Here is a 14,046-nt window from a genome sequence, read left to right on the forward strand (position 1 = left end):
TTCCATTATTCGTGCTCATTGATAGCGATTGTCTTAACGATCCTCTCCGGTTCCGGCCGGGCAAGATCGATCGCCAGCAATCCGTTCTTCAGATCCGCACCCAGCACCAGCATCCCCTCCGCCAGCACGAAAGTGCGCTGGAAGTGGCGCGCGGCGATGCCGCGATGGATGTATTGCCGGGACTTGTCGTCCTGCTGCCGTCCGCGAATGACGAGCTGGTTTTCCTCAATGGTTACATCGAGTTGGTCGCGAGTGAATCCGGCGACCGCCAGCGTGATTCGCAAACGCTCCGGCTGGCCCTCCGACCGGTCGCACCTCTCGATATTGTAGGGAGGGTAACCGTCGGCACCTTTGACGACCCGATCGAGCACGCGCTCGATCTCGTCGAAGCCCAGAAGGAACGGACTGGAAAGCGTGGGAACACGAGACATAGTTTACAAAGTCCTCTCGAAGCGACTTTGGTGCATCAGGGCCCGTAAAGGCACCCCTTGACCAACAATATGGGCATATCCGCGTGTAGGTTCAAGGACGTAGCCGGGGGCTGTGGATGGGCAGCTCACCCGCTCTGCCATGCACGAAGGCTGACTTGTCGTCATGGCGCGAAACGCCTGTGACAAGCCCGGCCCGACGAAATTGCGGCGCGATTTTTCTCAACGAAAACAAACCCCCTTCTACTGTGCATGGGGTTGTTTTCGCGGTTTTTAATCGACGGCCCCCCGGAACCGGGTCAGGCCTCAATCCGCGTCCGGCCGTCGCCGCTGAACAGATGCAGCTTTTGCCGCGTCGCTGCGACGCGGATCTTCGCGCCGATCGGCGGCGCCTCGGAGCCAGGAATGCGCACGATGACCTCGCCGGGCGGCAGTTCGCCGGGGTTGGCGGCGATGCGCTGCTCGTCCTGAGCCCGCGTGCCGTAGACGAAGGTTTCGGCGCCGACGCGCTCGATCGCTTCCACGGTGAGCGGGAGCGCGACGCCGCCCGCCGGGGTCTGGTCGGTGATGACGAAGTCTTCCGGGCGGATGCCGAGGATGCCGGCGTCGGTGCTGCCGAGCTGCGATTTGATCTCGTCGGCGCGAATTGACATCAGATTCATCGGCGGCGCGCCGATGAAGGAGGCGACAAAGGTCGTCGCCGGCTTCTCGTAGATCGCCAGCGGATTGCCGACCTGCTCGACCTGGCCGCCATTCATCACCACGAGAATGTCGGCGAGCGTCATCGCCTCGAGCTGATCGTGGGTGACGTAGATCGACGTGGTGTTGAGCCGGCGCTGCAATTTGCGGATCTCGACCCGCATCGCGATGCGGAGTTTGGCGTCGAGGTTGGACAGCGGCTCGTCGAACAAAAACACCTTGGGCTGACGGACGATGGCGCGGCCCATGGCGACGCGCTGGCGCTGGCCGCCGGAGAGCTGGCGCGGCTTGCGCTCCAGCATCGATGTGAGCTCGAGCACGCGCGCGGCTTCGTCGACGCGGCTCTTGACCTCGGCCTCCTTCATGCCGCGGTTGCGCAGGCCGTAGGCCATGTTGTTGAAGACGCTCATATGCGGATAGAGCGCGTAGTTCTGGAACACCATCGCGATGTCGCGATCGGCGGGCTCGATCTGGTTGACGATGCGGCCGCCGATGTCGATCTCGCCGCCGGTGACGGTCTCGAGGCCCGCGACCATGCGCAGCAATGTCGACTTGCCGCAGCCGGAGGGACCGACCAGCACGCAGAACTGGCCGTCGCCGACATCGACGTTGACGCCCTTGATGGCCTCGAAGCCGCCGGGGTAGGTCTTGCGGACGTTGCGCAGGGTGACGTTAGCCATGGGATTTACTTTTCCGTCTCCACGAGTCCGCGCACGAACAATTTCTGCATCACGACGACGACGAACACCGGCGGCAGCATCGCCAGCACGGCCGTCGCCATCACGATCGGCCATTCGGTCAGCGCGTCGGTGGTGGTGATCATCTTGCGGATGCCGACCTGGATGGTCTGCATGTCGTCGCGGGTGGTGATCAGCAGCGGCCAGAGATATTGATTCCAGCCGAGGATGAAGAGGATCACGAACAGCGCCGCCATGTTGGTGCGCGACAGCGGCAGCAGCGTATCCCAGAAGAAGCGCAAGGGACCGGCGCCGTCGATGCGCGAGGCCTCCAGCAGCTCGTCCGGCACGGTCATGAAGAACTGGCGAAACAGCAGCGTCGCGGTGGCCGAGGCGATCAGCGGCAGCGACAGGCCCGCATAGCTGTCGAGCATGTGCAGATCTGCGACGATCTTGTAGGTCGGATAGATGCGCACCTCGACCGGCAGCATCAGGGTGATGAAGATGATCCAGAAGATCGGCATCCGGAACGGAAAGCGGAAATAGACGATCGCATAGGCCGAGATGATCGAGATCGCGATCTTGCCGACCGCGATCAGCAGCGCCATTACCAGCGAGTTCAGCATCATGTTGCCGACGGGCTCGCGGGTGGAGCCGCTCGTGCCGACGAAAATGGTCTGGTAGTAGACCTCGAAGAAATGACCGCCCGGCAGCAGTGACATCTGTCCGTTGGCGATCAGCGCGTTGTCCTGGGTCGAGGCGACGAACGCGATGTAGACCGGGAAGGCGACGATCGCGATCCCGATCCAGAGGATGATGTGGGCGACGTAGCGCCGGAAGCCCTCTTCCTCGACCATCAGTAGGTCACCTTGCGTTCGACGAACCGGAACTGGATTCCGGTGAGCACGATGACCATGACCATCAGGATCACCGACTGCGCCGCCGAGCTGCCGAGATTGCCGCCGAGCAAGCCGTCGGAATAGACCTTGTAGACCAGCGTGACCGTCGACGTGCCCGGACCGCCGCGGGTCATGGTGTCGATGATGCCGAACGTGTCGAAGAAGGCGTAGACGATGTTGACCACCAGCAGGAAGAAAATGGTCGGCGACAGCAGCGGGAAGGTCACGGTCCAGAACCGCCGCATCGGACGGGCGCCGTCGATCGCGGCGGCTTCGAACACGCTCTTCGGAATTGCCTGCAGGCCGGCGAGGAAGAACAGAAAATTATAGGAGATCTGCTTCCACGCGGCGGCGAGGATGATCAACGCCGCGGCCTGGTCACCGTCGAGCAGCGGATTCCAATCGATGCCCATGTTGCGCAGATAGCGCGAGAGCACGCCGAGCGAGGGATGCAGCATGAAAATCCAGAGCACGCCGACCACGGGCGGCGCCACCGCATAGGGCCAGATCAGGAGCGTGCGGTAGAGCATCGAGCCACGCAGCGGTTTGTCCGCCATCACGGCGAGCAGCAGCGCGAAGGACAGCGACGAGACGGCGATGGCGAACGAGAACAAGAACGTTCGGACGATCGCCTCGAAATAGGCTGCGTCCTTGAACAGCTCGATGTAATTCTCGAACCAGACAAAGGTGGTCGATAGACCGAACGCATCCTGCAGCAGGAAGGACTGGATCACCGCCTGCAGGGCCGGCCAATAGAAGAAAATCAGGACGATCGCGAGCTGCGGCGCAACCAGCGCGTACGGTAACAGCCTTGACTGGAAAATGGCTTGCTTTTGCATGATGCCAGCAGAGGCGGCAGGCCGGGTCGCGGCCTGCCGCTCATTGCCTCACTTGACGGCGGTCTTTTCGAACTGCCGCAGCATCGTGTTGCCGCGCTCGACGGCGGAATCGAGTGCCTGCTTGGCGGTCTTCTTGCCGGCCAGCGCCTGCTCGATCTCTTCCGACCAGACGTCACGCAGCTGCACCATGTTGCCGAGGCGCAGACCGCGCGAGTTCTCGGTCGGCTCCTTGTTGGTCAGCTCGAGCAGCGGCGTTTCGAGATAGGGCTGATCCTTGTAGAAGCCCTCAGCCTTTGCCTTCGCATAGGCCGCCTTGGTGATCGGCAGATAGCCGGAGGCCTTGTGGATATAGACTTGGCGATCAGTGTCCGAGAGGAAGGTCAGGAACTTCGCGACGCCCTTGTATTCCTCGGCCGACTTGCCGCCCATCACCCACAGCGAAGCGCCGCCGATGATCGAGTTCTGCGGTGCGCCCTTGACGTCGGGATAATAGGGCATCGGCACGGCTGTGAAGTTGAACTTGGCCTGCGCCTTGACGTTGCCGAAGAACGCGGACGAGGTCAGGTAGATCGGGCATTCGCCGGAGGTGAAGCGACCCTCGCCGGTGTTGGTGCGGCCGGCGTAGTCATAGGTCTTGGTCTTCTGCAGCTCGACCAGGGTTTCGAGGTGCTTGACCTGAAGCGGTCCGTTGAACTCGAGCACGGTGTCGAAGCCATCGAGGCCGTTGGCCTTGCTGGCGAGCGGCAAATTGTGCCAGGCCGAGAGCTGTTCGAGATTGACCCAGGTGACCCAGGAGCCCGAGAAGCCGCAGGTGTCGTGACCCGCAGCCTTCAGCTTCTTGGCGGCCTCGAACGTTTCGGGCCAGGTCTTCGGGATCTCGACATTCGCCTTCTTCAGCTCGTCGAGGTTGACCCACATCACGGTCGAGGACGAGTTGAAGGGGAAGGACAGCATTTCGCCCTTCGACGTCGAATAATAGCCGGTGATGGCGGGCAGGTAGATCTTGGGGTCGAACTTCTCGCCGGCGTCGGCCATCAGCTTGTAGACGGGCTTCACGGCGCCGGTCGCGGCCATCATGGTCGCGGTGCCGACTTCGAACACCTGCATGATGTGCGGGGCATTGCCGGCGCGGAACGCCGCGATGCCGGCGTTCATCGTATCGGGATAGTTGCCCTTGTAGGTCGGGATCACCTTGTAGTCGCTCTGCGACGCGTTGAAGTCGGTGGCGAGCTTGACGATGACGTCGTTGTTGGCCCCGGTCATCGCGTGCCACCACTGGATTTCGGTCGCGGCCAAGGCCGGCGAGGCCGATAGTCCTACCGTGAGTGCAATAGCGGCAGCCGCTCCAAACTTTCTAAGAGCCATCAAGTAAACCTCCCTTGGCCGTTCTCTTGGGCCGTCAAAAATGATCGCTTGCGCTAGCAGCGCCATATGACGTTCACATGACTGTGTAAGCGGGCGAAACGAAAGCGGCAAGCGCTGGAAAAGGGAAGTCGTCAAATAGGCGAATGCCGCGCGCGCAGCGTCCTCCATTCGCGGTGCACAGAGCGCCCGCGCCGCAGTGCGGCATTGGACGTCATCGCGGAATGGCAGTGGAAGATCGCCGATGCCGCTGCGAGCTCGAAAACCTCTCCCGCTTGCGGGAGAGGTCGCGCCGAAGGCGCGGGTGAGGGCTCTCTCCGCTTGGGGATTGTCCCGTTGCGGAGACACCCTCTCCCCAACCCTCTCCCGCAAGCGGGCGAGGGAGCGCGCCTACGGTGAGGCTCGATCTTCGTCTTATCTCAGCGCTTGCGTTCCGGGCCGCAGACCGTGCCCTGCTCGACCATCGCGTCGATCTCGGACCTGGAGTAGCCGAACTCGCCGAGCACCTCGGCTGCGTGCTGGCTGAATTTCGGCGGCAGGCGATGCAGGCTCGGCTTGCTGCGGTCGAGCCGGATCGGGGACGCCACGCCCTTGTACCAGTCCTTCTCGATAATATCGCCGCGCGCGATCGTGTGCGGATTGGTCAACGCCTGGTCGATCTTCTGCACGGGGCCTGCGGGCAGGCCCGCGGCGAGCAGGCGATTGCACAGCGGCTCGGCCTCGTGCTGGCTGAACACGGCGGCGAGTTCGGCCCGCAGCGCTTCGCGATTGGCGATGCGGTCCTTGTTGCGCGCAAAGCGTGGATCGGTGCCGAGCTCGGGCTTGCCGATCTCCTTGGCGAGCTTGCGGAAGGTGCCGTCATTGCCGACGCCGATGAAGATGTCGTCGGTCTTGGTCGGGAAGATCGCATAAGGCACGAGGTTGGGATGCTCGTTGCCGGTGAGCGACGGCGGCTTGCCATGCATGAAATAATTCGCGGTGTGCGGATGCATGATGGCGAGACCGGTCTCGTACAGCGTGGTCTCCAGGAACTGGCCCTGGCCCGAGCGCTGCCGCTCCGACAGCGCCATCAGGATGCCGATCGCCGCATAGAGGCCGGTGCCGATGTCGACCAGCGGCACGCCGATCCGCATCGGTCCGCTCTCGGGCGAGCCGGTCGCCGCGATCATGCCGGTCATGGCCTGGATGATGGCGTCATAGCCGGGATTGCCGCCGCGCGGGCCGTCGGCGCCGAAGCCGCAGATCCGGCAATGCACGAGGCGCGGGAATTTTTCGCGCAACACCTCGTTGCCGATGCCCCATTTCTCCAGCGTGCCCGGCTTGAAGTTCTCGATCAGGACGTCGGCGCTCTCCAGCATCTTGAGCAGCACGGTCTGGCCGCCCTCGGAGGCGAGGTCGAGGCCGATCGAGCGCTTGTTGCGGTTGATGCCGATGAAATAGGCCGCGTCTTCCTCGTGGAAGGGAGGGCCCCAGTCGCGTACCTCGTCGCCTGCGGGCGGCTCGACCTTGATCACGTCGGCGCCGTGGTCGGCGAGGATCTGGGTGCAATAGGGACCGCCGAGCACGCGCGTGAGATCGATGACGCGCAGGCCGCTCATTGCGCCCGTGGCAGGTCCAGAACTGGCGGCTTCAGTCATGCCTTCGCGTCCCCTGTGTCGATGTGATCACAGGCCTAACGAGGTTCGTCCGAGCCGGCAATGGCTTCCCGCGTAGGGCCTCATGCAGGCCCGTCGCCGCAATCCCGTGGGATGGCAAATCAAGGGAAGCGGCCGGCCCGAGGGATCCCGGGTCGGCCGCTTCAGCTAACCGATCAGACGACCGTCAGGCGAACGTCGACATTACCGCGCGTCGCGTTGGAATAGGGGCACACCTGGTGCGCCTTCTCGACCAGCGCCTCGGCTTCCGCGCGGGCGAGGCCCGGCAGCGATACGGCAAGGTCGATGTCGAGACCGAAGCCGCCGGCCGCGCGCGGGCCAATGCCGACGGTCGAGGTCACGGAGGCGTCGGCCGGAACCTTGGGGCCGCCCTGCGAGGACACGAACTTCATCGCGCCGATGAAGCAGGCGGCATAGCCCGCCGCAAACAGCTGCTCGGGATTGTTGCCGGCGCCGCCGCCGCCGCCGAGCTCCTTCGGCGTGGTGAGCTTGACGTCGAGCGCGCCGTCGAGGGTCGCAGCATGGCCGTCGCGGCCGCCGGTGGCCTTTGCACTGGTCTTGTAAAGGACATTCACTGACATTTTCGTCTCCCTGTGTTTTCGGGTGGGGTGCGATCCTTATTGCAAACAATTAGATTGTGGGCAATTGAAATCATGGCGTCTCACATTTAATTGTTCGCAATTGAATGTGGCGACGGCCGGCCCCAGAATGGAGCTGGTCCTGTGAGATTCTCGATGCCCCGGAAACATTCTGCAGCGGACACGCCGCTTCGCCTCGACAACCAGATCTGCTTCGCGGTCTACTCGGCCGCGCATGCCTTCAACCGCGTCTACAAGCCGCTGCTGGACCGGCTCGGCCTGACCTATCCGCAATATCTGGTGATGCTGGTGCTGTGGGAGCGCGACGACGTGCCGGTCAAGACCATCGGCGAAAAGTTGTTCCTGGATTCGGGAACGCTGACGCCGCTGCTCAAGCGGCTCGAGGCGGCCCACCTCGTCAAGCGCACGCGCTCGAGCGAGGACGAACGTCAGGTGCTGATCGCGTTAACCCCGCAGGGCCACGCCCTGAAGGACAAGGCGCGCGCCGTGCCGCAATCGATCCTGGCGGCGTCGGACTGCTCGGTCTCGGAACTGGTCGCGATGAAGGATGAAATCGTGGCGCTGCGCGATCGGTTGAACGCGGTGATCGGGGAGTAGGGTTAGAAGTGCTTCTTCGCGAAAGCGCGACCCGAGCCAGATTTCTGGTATCGCTCGAAGGCGACAGCGCGTGCCGCGTCATCAAACGCGAAATAGGTCCGAATTCGCCAAGGTCCGTACTTCGACGTGTGTGGCACCTCACCGGCGTTATGTTTTGCCAAACGGGCTCGTAAGTCGTCGGTAATGCCAACGTAGAAGTGCTCGGAATCAAGGCTTTCGAGAATATAGACGTATTTCATTCCGCTTCCTCCCTGAGGGCAGGATAGCAGTTCCCAGGAGCCTTGAGGTGCTTGCCTCGTCCGCCGTCGCCCTCCGGGCTATGGCGAGACAGCCTTCGCTCACTTCGCTACGAGGGACTTCCCGGGCTTGCCCAGCCGAAGCTCGCGAAGCGAGCGAAGGCTGGTGGAGCCAGGCGGGATCGAACCGCCGACCTCTTGCATGCCATGCAAGCGCTCTCCCAGCTGAGCTATGGCCCCTTAACCGTCCGACGCGCCTTGGGCGACGCGTCGGGAAAGACCCAGAACCACAGTTCTGGAATTATCTCAAGTCTCTTCGTCACCGCCGACATCACCAATGATGTCGGTGACGTCCTCATCGCCTTCTTCGTCGTCGGCGATAAAGGTCGAATCATCGTCGTCATCGTCCTCGATGGTCTCATCGACTTCGATGTCGTCCTCGGATTCGGGCACGACCGCCTTGACCTTGCCGGTGTTCTCCTCGGCATCGGCCTCCTCGAGCGAGACCTCCTCGACCTCCGCCGGCTCCGGCGTGGCGTCGGCGGCAGCGGCTGCGTGGCGGGCTTCGGCGCCACGGGGTGCGCGAGCCGGCGCGATGGGCGCGATCGGCACGACTTCTCCGGTATAGGGCGAGATCACCGGATTCTTGTTGAGGTCATAGAACTTTTTGCCCGTGGTCGGGCAAATACGTTTAGTTCCGAGTTCGGACTTGGCCACGGCAGAGGAATCCTGGGAATGTCTGAAAAGCGGTGCTTCACTTGGCTAGTTGGCGGCCCGCTGTCAATAGCGCATTACGGGAGAACGACATGCCCGTGACGGCGGGGAGACCATGTGGTACCTGCCCCGCGAGTCCCGCAGGGACGTTTCGGGCCTATCCAAGGACACAAACTTGACCGATTCCGACAAGCCGACGCCGCTCCAGTCGCGCGCCAGCGGTCCCCTGACCGGGAAAGTACGGGTGCCCGGAGACAAGTCGATCTCCCACCGTGCCCTCATCCTCGGTGCGCTCGCAGTTGGAGAGACGCGGATTTCGGGCCTCCTGGAGGGCGAGGACGTCCTTAACACCGCCAAATCCATGCAGGCACTTGGCGCCAGGGTCGAGCGCACCGGAGATTTCGCCTGGAAGGTGAACGGCGTGGGTGTCGCGGGCTTCGCGGAGCCCAAAGCGCCGCTGGATTTCGGCAACTCCGGCACCGGCTGCCGGCTCGTCATGGGCGCCGTCGCCGGCTGCCCGATCTCTGCGATTTTCGACGGCGATGCCTCGCTGCGCAGCCGGCCGATGCGCCGGATCCTGGATCCGCTGGAAAAAATGGGTGCGAAGGTCGTCGCCGGCGGCGAGGGCGGTCGTCTGCCGCTGACCGTCCAGGGCGCGCGCGATCCGCTGCCGATCACCTACAAGACGCCGGTGGCGTCGGCCCAGATCAAATCCGCCGTCCTGCTCGCGGCCCTGGCCGCGCCGGGCACCACCACCGTGGTCGAGACCGAGGCCAGTCGCGACCATACCGAGCTGATGCTCAAGCATTTCGGCGCCGAGATCACCTCGGTGCAGGAAGGTCAGCACGGCCGCCGTATCACGCTCGTGGGCCAGCCTGAGCTGCATGGCGCCAATGTCGTCGTGCCCGCCGATCCCTCGTCGGCGGCGTTCCCCATCGTTGCTGCGCTGATCGTCGAAGGCTCCGAAATCATCCTGTCCGATGTCATGACCAATCCGCTGCGGACCGGTCTTTTCACCACGCTGCGCGAAATGGGTGCCTCGATCGAGGAAAGTGAAGTTCGCGGCGACGCCGGCGAGCCGATGGCGAAGCTGCGCGTACGCGCCTCGAAATTGCGCGGTGTCGAAGTGCCGCCGGAGCGCGCACCGTCGATGATCGACGAATATCTGGTGCTGGCGGTGGCGGCCGCCTTCGCCGAGGGTACGACCATCATGCGCGGCCTCCAGGAGCTGCGTGTCAAGGAATCCGACCGTCTCGAAGCCACTGCCGCCATGCTCCGCGTCAACGGCGTCAAGGTCGAGGTCTCCGGCGACGATTTGATCGTCGAAGGCCGCGGTCACGTTCCGGGCGGCGGCGTTGTGGCCACCCACATGGACCATCGCATCGCGATGTCCGCGCTGGTGATGGGCTGCGCGTCGGACCAGCCGGTGACCGTCGACGACACCGCCTTCATCGCCACCAGTTTTCCGGATTTCATCCCAATGATGCGTTCGCTTGGGGCCGATTTTTCATGAGGAAGCTGCCATGAGCGCAGCCTTCGATCGCGATGCCTTGCTGGACGCTTTCGATTCGATAGGCCGTGCTGCGGCCGAGGCTGGAACGAAGCTTCAGATCGCGGTCTATGGTGGCTCCGCCCTCATGCTTGCCAGCAACTTTCGTTTCGCGACGGAAGACGTCGATGTCTCGAAGCTCGAGCGTCCGCTGCCGGATTGGCTGGAGGGGATCACAGCCGAAATCGCCGCAAGGAATGGATGGGGTGCCGACTGGTTCAACGATCACGTGGTGTTTCATCTCAGCCCACTGGCCGACCGGGCCGCGGATCATCTCGAATTCGGCACTTTCCCGCGTGACGGCACGCCACCGGGACTTGAGGTCTCAGTGCCCTCCGCTGCATATCTTCTCGCGTTGAAACTGAAGGCATTCCGGGTCACGGATCCCGTTCGCGGGGAGACGGAGCGGCTCGATATCCTGAACTTGATGAAAGTGGTTGGAATCGCGACCGTAGAGGAAGCCATCGCACTGCTTGGCCGGTATTTTCCGGTGAGCGCAGCCTCCTCGGAAAAGCAGCGCTTCCTTTTGAAGAACATGAACCCGGAGGGAGGAGCGGATGCGCCCAAATACCCTCGCTGAGGCCGTCGATCGCATCCGCGCCGGCGCGCCGCAGGACGTCACGCTGGCCGAATTCATCGACACATTCGATCTTGCCGGGACGAGCAGGGCCCAGTACCAGGCCATCGAAGACGAACCAGTATTGACGCGAAACGATCGGCTGGACGCCCTTGTCGGCGCGATCGCCGAATATCTGGCAAAGCAGCGTCGCCTCGGGCGGGTGCCGGCGTGGGTCTGCGATCCGGCGCGGCGTCTCGCCGAGCCGTGGTTCACCGCGTCATCCCCATCGGATGCGATGCGAGAATATTTGACTTACGCGAGCCCCGCCGAATTCGCGTCCCGCAACATCTTCACGGAGGAGCGGCCATTGCGACGCGCCCGTAGTCCCCACGCGGTCAAGGTTTGAGTGATATGATCATCGCCATCGACGGGCCCGCGGCGTCGGGCAAGGGCACGCTCGGCAAGCGCCTTGCCCACCATTACGGCTACCGTCACCTTGATACCGGCGTGATCTATCGCGCGGTGGCCTATTCCCTGATGCAGTCCGGGCATGATCTCCGGGACGAGGCGGCGGCGGTCGCTGCGGCGCTGGAACTCGATCCCGAAAAGTTCGGCAATCCGGCCCTGAAGACCCAGAAGGCCGGGGAAGGCGCCTCCATCGTCTCGGCGATCCCCAGAGTGCGCGAGGCCCTGATCAACTTTCAGCGGCAATTCGCCGCCGATCCGCCCGGCGCCGTGCTCGACGGGCGGGATATTGGAACCGTGATCTGCCCCCATGCCGACGTGAAGATCTTCGTCGTCGCCGATCCCAAGGTCCGCGCCCGCCGCCGGACCATGGAGGCCAAGGCGCGGGGCGAGGAGGCCGATGAGGCGGCGGTGCTTGCCGACATCATCCAGCGCGACGAACGCGACAAGAACCGCCCCATTGCGCCTTTAAAACCGGCCGCGGATGCTTACTTGCTAGATAACTCCCAACTGGATATAGAAGGCGGCGTCCGGGCCGCCATCGACATTATCGAGGCTGTCCGAGCGGGCCGGTCGCGGGGTTAAGCCGCTGCCGTCATTGGAGGAAGCGCCCGCTCCCGCTCTTTGAGGTCGATACTCTCGGTCCCTGCTTGGGGCCGACGCGATCCAGGCTCCGGACAAAAGATTTCCACGTATCGCACGCGCGGGCCTCAGCCGGCCCGCTTCCGCTGTTCCGCCTCCAGGTCGGAGCAGCGAGCGGTCGCTCGAAGGTTCTGCGGACCTTCCGACACTGCGCGTACGATGCGCCCAAGAACCCAACGGCCGGCATGACATCCGCAACTGGAGAACAAATGGCTTCGACTTCTGCTGATACCTATAGCCCGTCGCGCGACGATTTCGCCGCGATGCTCGACGAGTCCTTTGCAGGCGGCAACCTGCAGGAAAGCTCAGTCATCAAGGGCAAGGTTGTTGCAATCGAAAAGGACATGGCCGTCATCGACGTCGGCCTGAAGACCGAGGGCCGCGTTGCCCTGCGCGAATTTTCCGGCCCCGGCCGCGACAGCGAGCTCAAGGTCGGCGACGAGGTGGAAGTGTTCCTCGACCGGATCGAGAACGCCCTCGGCGAAGCCGTGCTGTCGCGCGACAAGGCGCGCCGCGAAGAGAGCTGGGGCAAGCTCGAGAAGGCTTTCCAGAACAACGAGAAGGTCAACGGCGTCATCTTCAACCAGGTCAAGGGCGGCTTCACCGTCGACCTCGACGGTGCCGTGGCCTTCCTGCCGCGTTCGCAGGTCGACATCCGTCCGATCCGCGACGTTGCGCCGCTGATGAACAACTCGCAGCCGTTCCAGATCCTCAAGATGGACCGTCGCCGCGGCAACATCGTCGTGTCGCGCCGCACGGTTCTCGAAGAGACCCGCGCCGAGCAGCGTCAGGAGCTGGTGCAGAACCTCGAAGAGGGTCAGGTCATCGACGGCGTGGTCAAGAACATCACCGATTACGGTGCGTTCGTTGATCTCGGCGGTATCGACGGTCTGCTGCACGTCACCGATATCGCGTGGCGCCGCGTCAACCATCCGACCGAGGTGCTCTCGATCGGCCAGACCGTGAAGGTCAAGATCATCAAGATCAACCACGAGACGCACCGCATCTCGCTGGGCATGAAGCAGCTGTTGGACGATCCGTGGCAGGGCATCGAAGCCAAGTACCCGCTGGGTGCCCGCTTCACCGGTCGCGTCACCAACATCACCGACTACGGCGCGTTCGTCGAGCTCGAGCCGGGCATCGAAGGCCTGATCCACGTCTCCGAGATGTCGTGGACCAAGAAGAACATGCACCCCGGCAAGATCGTTTCGACCTCGCAGGAAGTCGAAGTGCAGGTGCTGGAAGTGGATTCCGTCAAGCGCCGCATCTCGCTCGGCCTCAAGCAGACCATGCGCAACCCGTGGGAGGTCTTCGTCGAAGGTCATCCGACCGGTTCGACGGTCGAGGGCGAAGTCAAGAACAAGACCGAGTTCGGTCTGTTCCTGGGCCTTGAGGGCGACGTGGACGGCATGGTCCATCTCTCCGACCTCGACTGGAAGCAGCCGGGCGAGCAGGTGATCGACAACTACAAGAAGGGCGACATGGTGAAGGCCGTGGTGCTCGATGTGGACGTCGAGAAGGAGCGCATTTCTCTTGGAATCAAACAGCTTGAAGGCGACCCCTTCGCCGAGCCGGGTGATGTCAAGAAGGGCGCGGTCGTGACCTGCGAAGTGATCGACGTGAAGGAGAGCGGTATCGAGGTGAAGATCACCGGTACCGACTTCACCACGTTCGTGAAGCGCTCGGAGCTCGCCCGTGACCGCAACGATCAGCGCGCCGAACGCTTTGCCGTCGGCGAGAAGGTCGATGCCCGCGTGATCCAGTTCGACAAGAAGGCCCGCAAGGTGCAGGTGTCGATCAAGGCGCTCGAAGTCGCCGAAGAGAAGGAAGCCATCGCGCAGTATGGCTCCTCCGATTCGGGAGCGACGCTCGGCGACATCCTGGGCACCGCGCTCAAGAACCGCGACACCAAGTAAGCGAACCGCAGGTTTCGCTGCATCAAAGCCCCGGCGTGAGCCGGGGCTTTTTTGTTGTTGAGGTCGTAGCCCGGATGGAGCGAAGCGAAATCCGGGATTCGTGCGGCCGGGGGGATTCTCCCGGATTGCGCTTCGCTCCATCCGGGCTTCTGTAACGGGCCTTGGTTAGTCAATCCCTTTTTGCGGCATCCTCTCGCCGGGAACCTGCTT

General features: G+C 63.2%; 15 protein-coding genes and 1 tRNA gene. 6 read left to right on the forward strand and 10 right to left on the reverse strand.

Annotated elements, in window-relative coordinates; genetic code table 11:
* Positions 1-5: 5 nt before the first annotated feature.
* From AC0L21_RS24730 to AC0L21_RS24760, 7 genes are all read right to left on the reverse strand, one after another.
* Positions 6-431 carry an Hsp20 family protein gene (locus AC0L21_RS24730; RefSeq protein WP_027566176.1) on the reverse strand — a complete coding sequence of 142 codons (426 nt, stop codon included), beginning with the start codon at positions 429-431 and terminating at the stop codon, positions 6-8.
* Between the two features lie 296 nt (positions 432-727).
* A complete protein-coding gene (locus AC0L21_RS24735) occupies positions 728-1,807 on the reverse strand; it encodes a sn-glycerol-3-phosphate import ATP-binding protein UgpC (RefSeq protein ID WP_473264351.1) in 1,080 nt (359 codons plus the stop codon).
* A gap of 5 nt (positions 1,808-1,812) precedes the next feature.
* Complete coding sequence (gene ugpE, locus AC0L21_RS24740) at positions 1,813-2,661, reverse strand: sn-glycerol-3-phosphate ABC transporter permease UgpE (protein ID WP_211395093.1); 849 nt, start codon at positions 2,659-2,661, stop codon at positions 1,813-1,815.
* Positions 2,661-3,542, reverse strand: a complete 882-nt coding sequence (gene ugpA / locus AC0L21_RS24745; protein WP_007603953.1) for a sn-glycerol-3-phosphate ABC transporter permease UgpA — start codon at positions 3,540-3,542, stop codon at positions 2,661-2,663. The genes ugpE and ugpA overlap by 1 nt, the downstream gene beginning before the upstream one ends.
* Positions 3,543-3,590: 48 nt before the next feature.
* Positions 3,591-4,907 (reverse strand): sn-glycerol-3-phosphate ABC transporter substrate-binding protein UgpB, encoded by a 1,317-nt coding sequence (ugpB, locus tag AC0L21_RS24750; RefSeq protein ID WP_473264352.1) that lies wholly within the window; start codon positions 4,905-4,907, stop codon positions 3,591-3,593.
* A 416-nt stretch (positions 4,908-5,323) separates the two neighbouring features.
* A complete protein-coding gene (locus tag AC0L21_RS24755) occupies positions 5,324-6,541 on the reverse strand; it encodes a CaiB/BaiF CoA transferase family protein (RefSeq protein ID WP_473264353.1) in 1,218 nt (405 codons plus the stop codon).
* A 173-nt stretch (positions 6,542-6,714) separates the two neighbouring features.
* Positions 6,715-7,140, reverse strand: coding sequence for an organic hydroperoxide resistance protein (locus tag AC0L21_RS24760; RefSeq protein ID WP_007598424.1), 426 nt, complete (start codon positions 7,138-7,140; stop codon positions 6,715-6,717).
* Positions 7,141-7,293: 153 nt separating this feature from the next.
* Between AC0L21_RS24760 and AC0L21_RS24765 the strand changes: the two genes are divergently transcribed.
* On the forward strand, positions 7,294-7,755 hold the full coding sequence (locus AC0L21_RS24765) for a MarR family winged helix-turn-helix transcriptional regulator (protein WP_473264354.1): 462 nt from the start codon (positions 7,294-7,296) through the stop codon (positions 7,753-7,755).
* Positions 7,756-7,757: 2 nt separating this feature from the next.
* Here the strand turns inward: AC0L21_RS24765 and AC0L21_RS24770 are convergent, their stop codons facing one another.
* The 3 genes from AC0L21_RS24770 to AC0L21_RS24780 form a co-directional block, all read right to left on the reverse strand.
* Positions 7,758-7,994 (reverse strand): GIY-YIG nuclease family protein, encoded by a 237-nt coding sequence (locus AC0L21_RS24770; protein ID WP_473264355.1) that lies wholly within the window; start codon positions 7,992-7,994, stop codon positions 7,758-7,760.
* Between the two features lie 161 nt (positions 7,995-8,155).
* Positions 8,156-8,231 (reverse strand) — tRNA-Ala (locus AC0L21_RS24775).
* Positions 8,232-8,297: 66 nt separating this feature from the next.
* On the reverse strand, positions 8,298-8,708 hold the full coding sequence (locus AC0L21_RS24780) for a TIGR02300 family protein (RefSeq protein ID WP_007598417.1): 411 nt from the start codon (positions 8,706-8,708) through the stop codon (positions 8,298-8,300).
* Positions 8,709-8,820: 112 nt separating this feature from the next.
* Here AC0L21_RS24780 and aroA point away from each other — a divergent pair, with 112 nt between their 5' ends.
* The 5 genes from aroA to rpsA all read left to right on the forward strand — a co-directional run bounded on the left by aroA (position 8,821) and on the right by rpsA (position 13,836).
* Positions 8,821-10,218 carry a 3-phosphoshikimate 1-carboxyvinyltransferase gene (gene aroA / locus AC0L21_RS24785; RefSeq protein ID WP_473264356.1) on the forward strand — a complete coding sequence of 466 codons (1,398 nt, stop codon included), beginning with the start codon at positions 8,821-8,823 and terminating at the stop codon, positions 10,216-10,218.
* Positions 10,219-10,228: 10 nt separating this feature from the next.
* Positions 10,229-10,834, forward strand: a complete 606-nt coding sequence (locus AC0L21_RS24790; protein WP_473264357.1) for a hypothetical protein — start codon at positions 10,229-10,231, stop codon at positions 10,832-10,834.
* The gene (locus AC0L21_RS24795; RefSeq protein ID WP_473264358.1) at positions 10,812-11,219 is read left to right on the forward strand and encodes a hypothetical protein; all 408 of its coding nucleotides are present in this window, start codon (positions 10,812-10,814) and stop codon (positions 11,217-11,219) included. Before AC0L21_RS24790 ends, AC0L21_RS24795 begins: the two co-directional genes overlap by 23 nt.
* Before the next feature lie 5 nt (positions 11,220-11,224).
* On the forward strand, positions 11,225-11,863 hold the full coding sequence (gene cmk / locus AC0L21_RS24800) for a (d)CMP kinase (protein ID WP_473264359.1): 639 nt from the start codon (positions 11,225-11,227) through the stop codon (positions 11,861-11,863).
* 266 nt (positions 11,864-12,129) lie between these two features.
* Positions 12,130-13,836: a 30S ribosomal protein S1 gene (rpsA, locus tag AC0L21_RS24805; protein ID WP_007598413.1), complete on the forward strand. Its 1,707-nt coding sequence runs from the start codon at positions 12,130-12,132 to the stop codon at positions 13,834-13,836.
* Positions 13,837-14,046: the final 210 nt, after the last annotated feature.

The organism is Bradyrhizobium sp. WSM4873 (genome assembly GCF_055811355.1).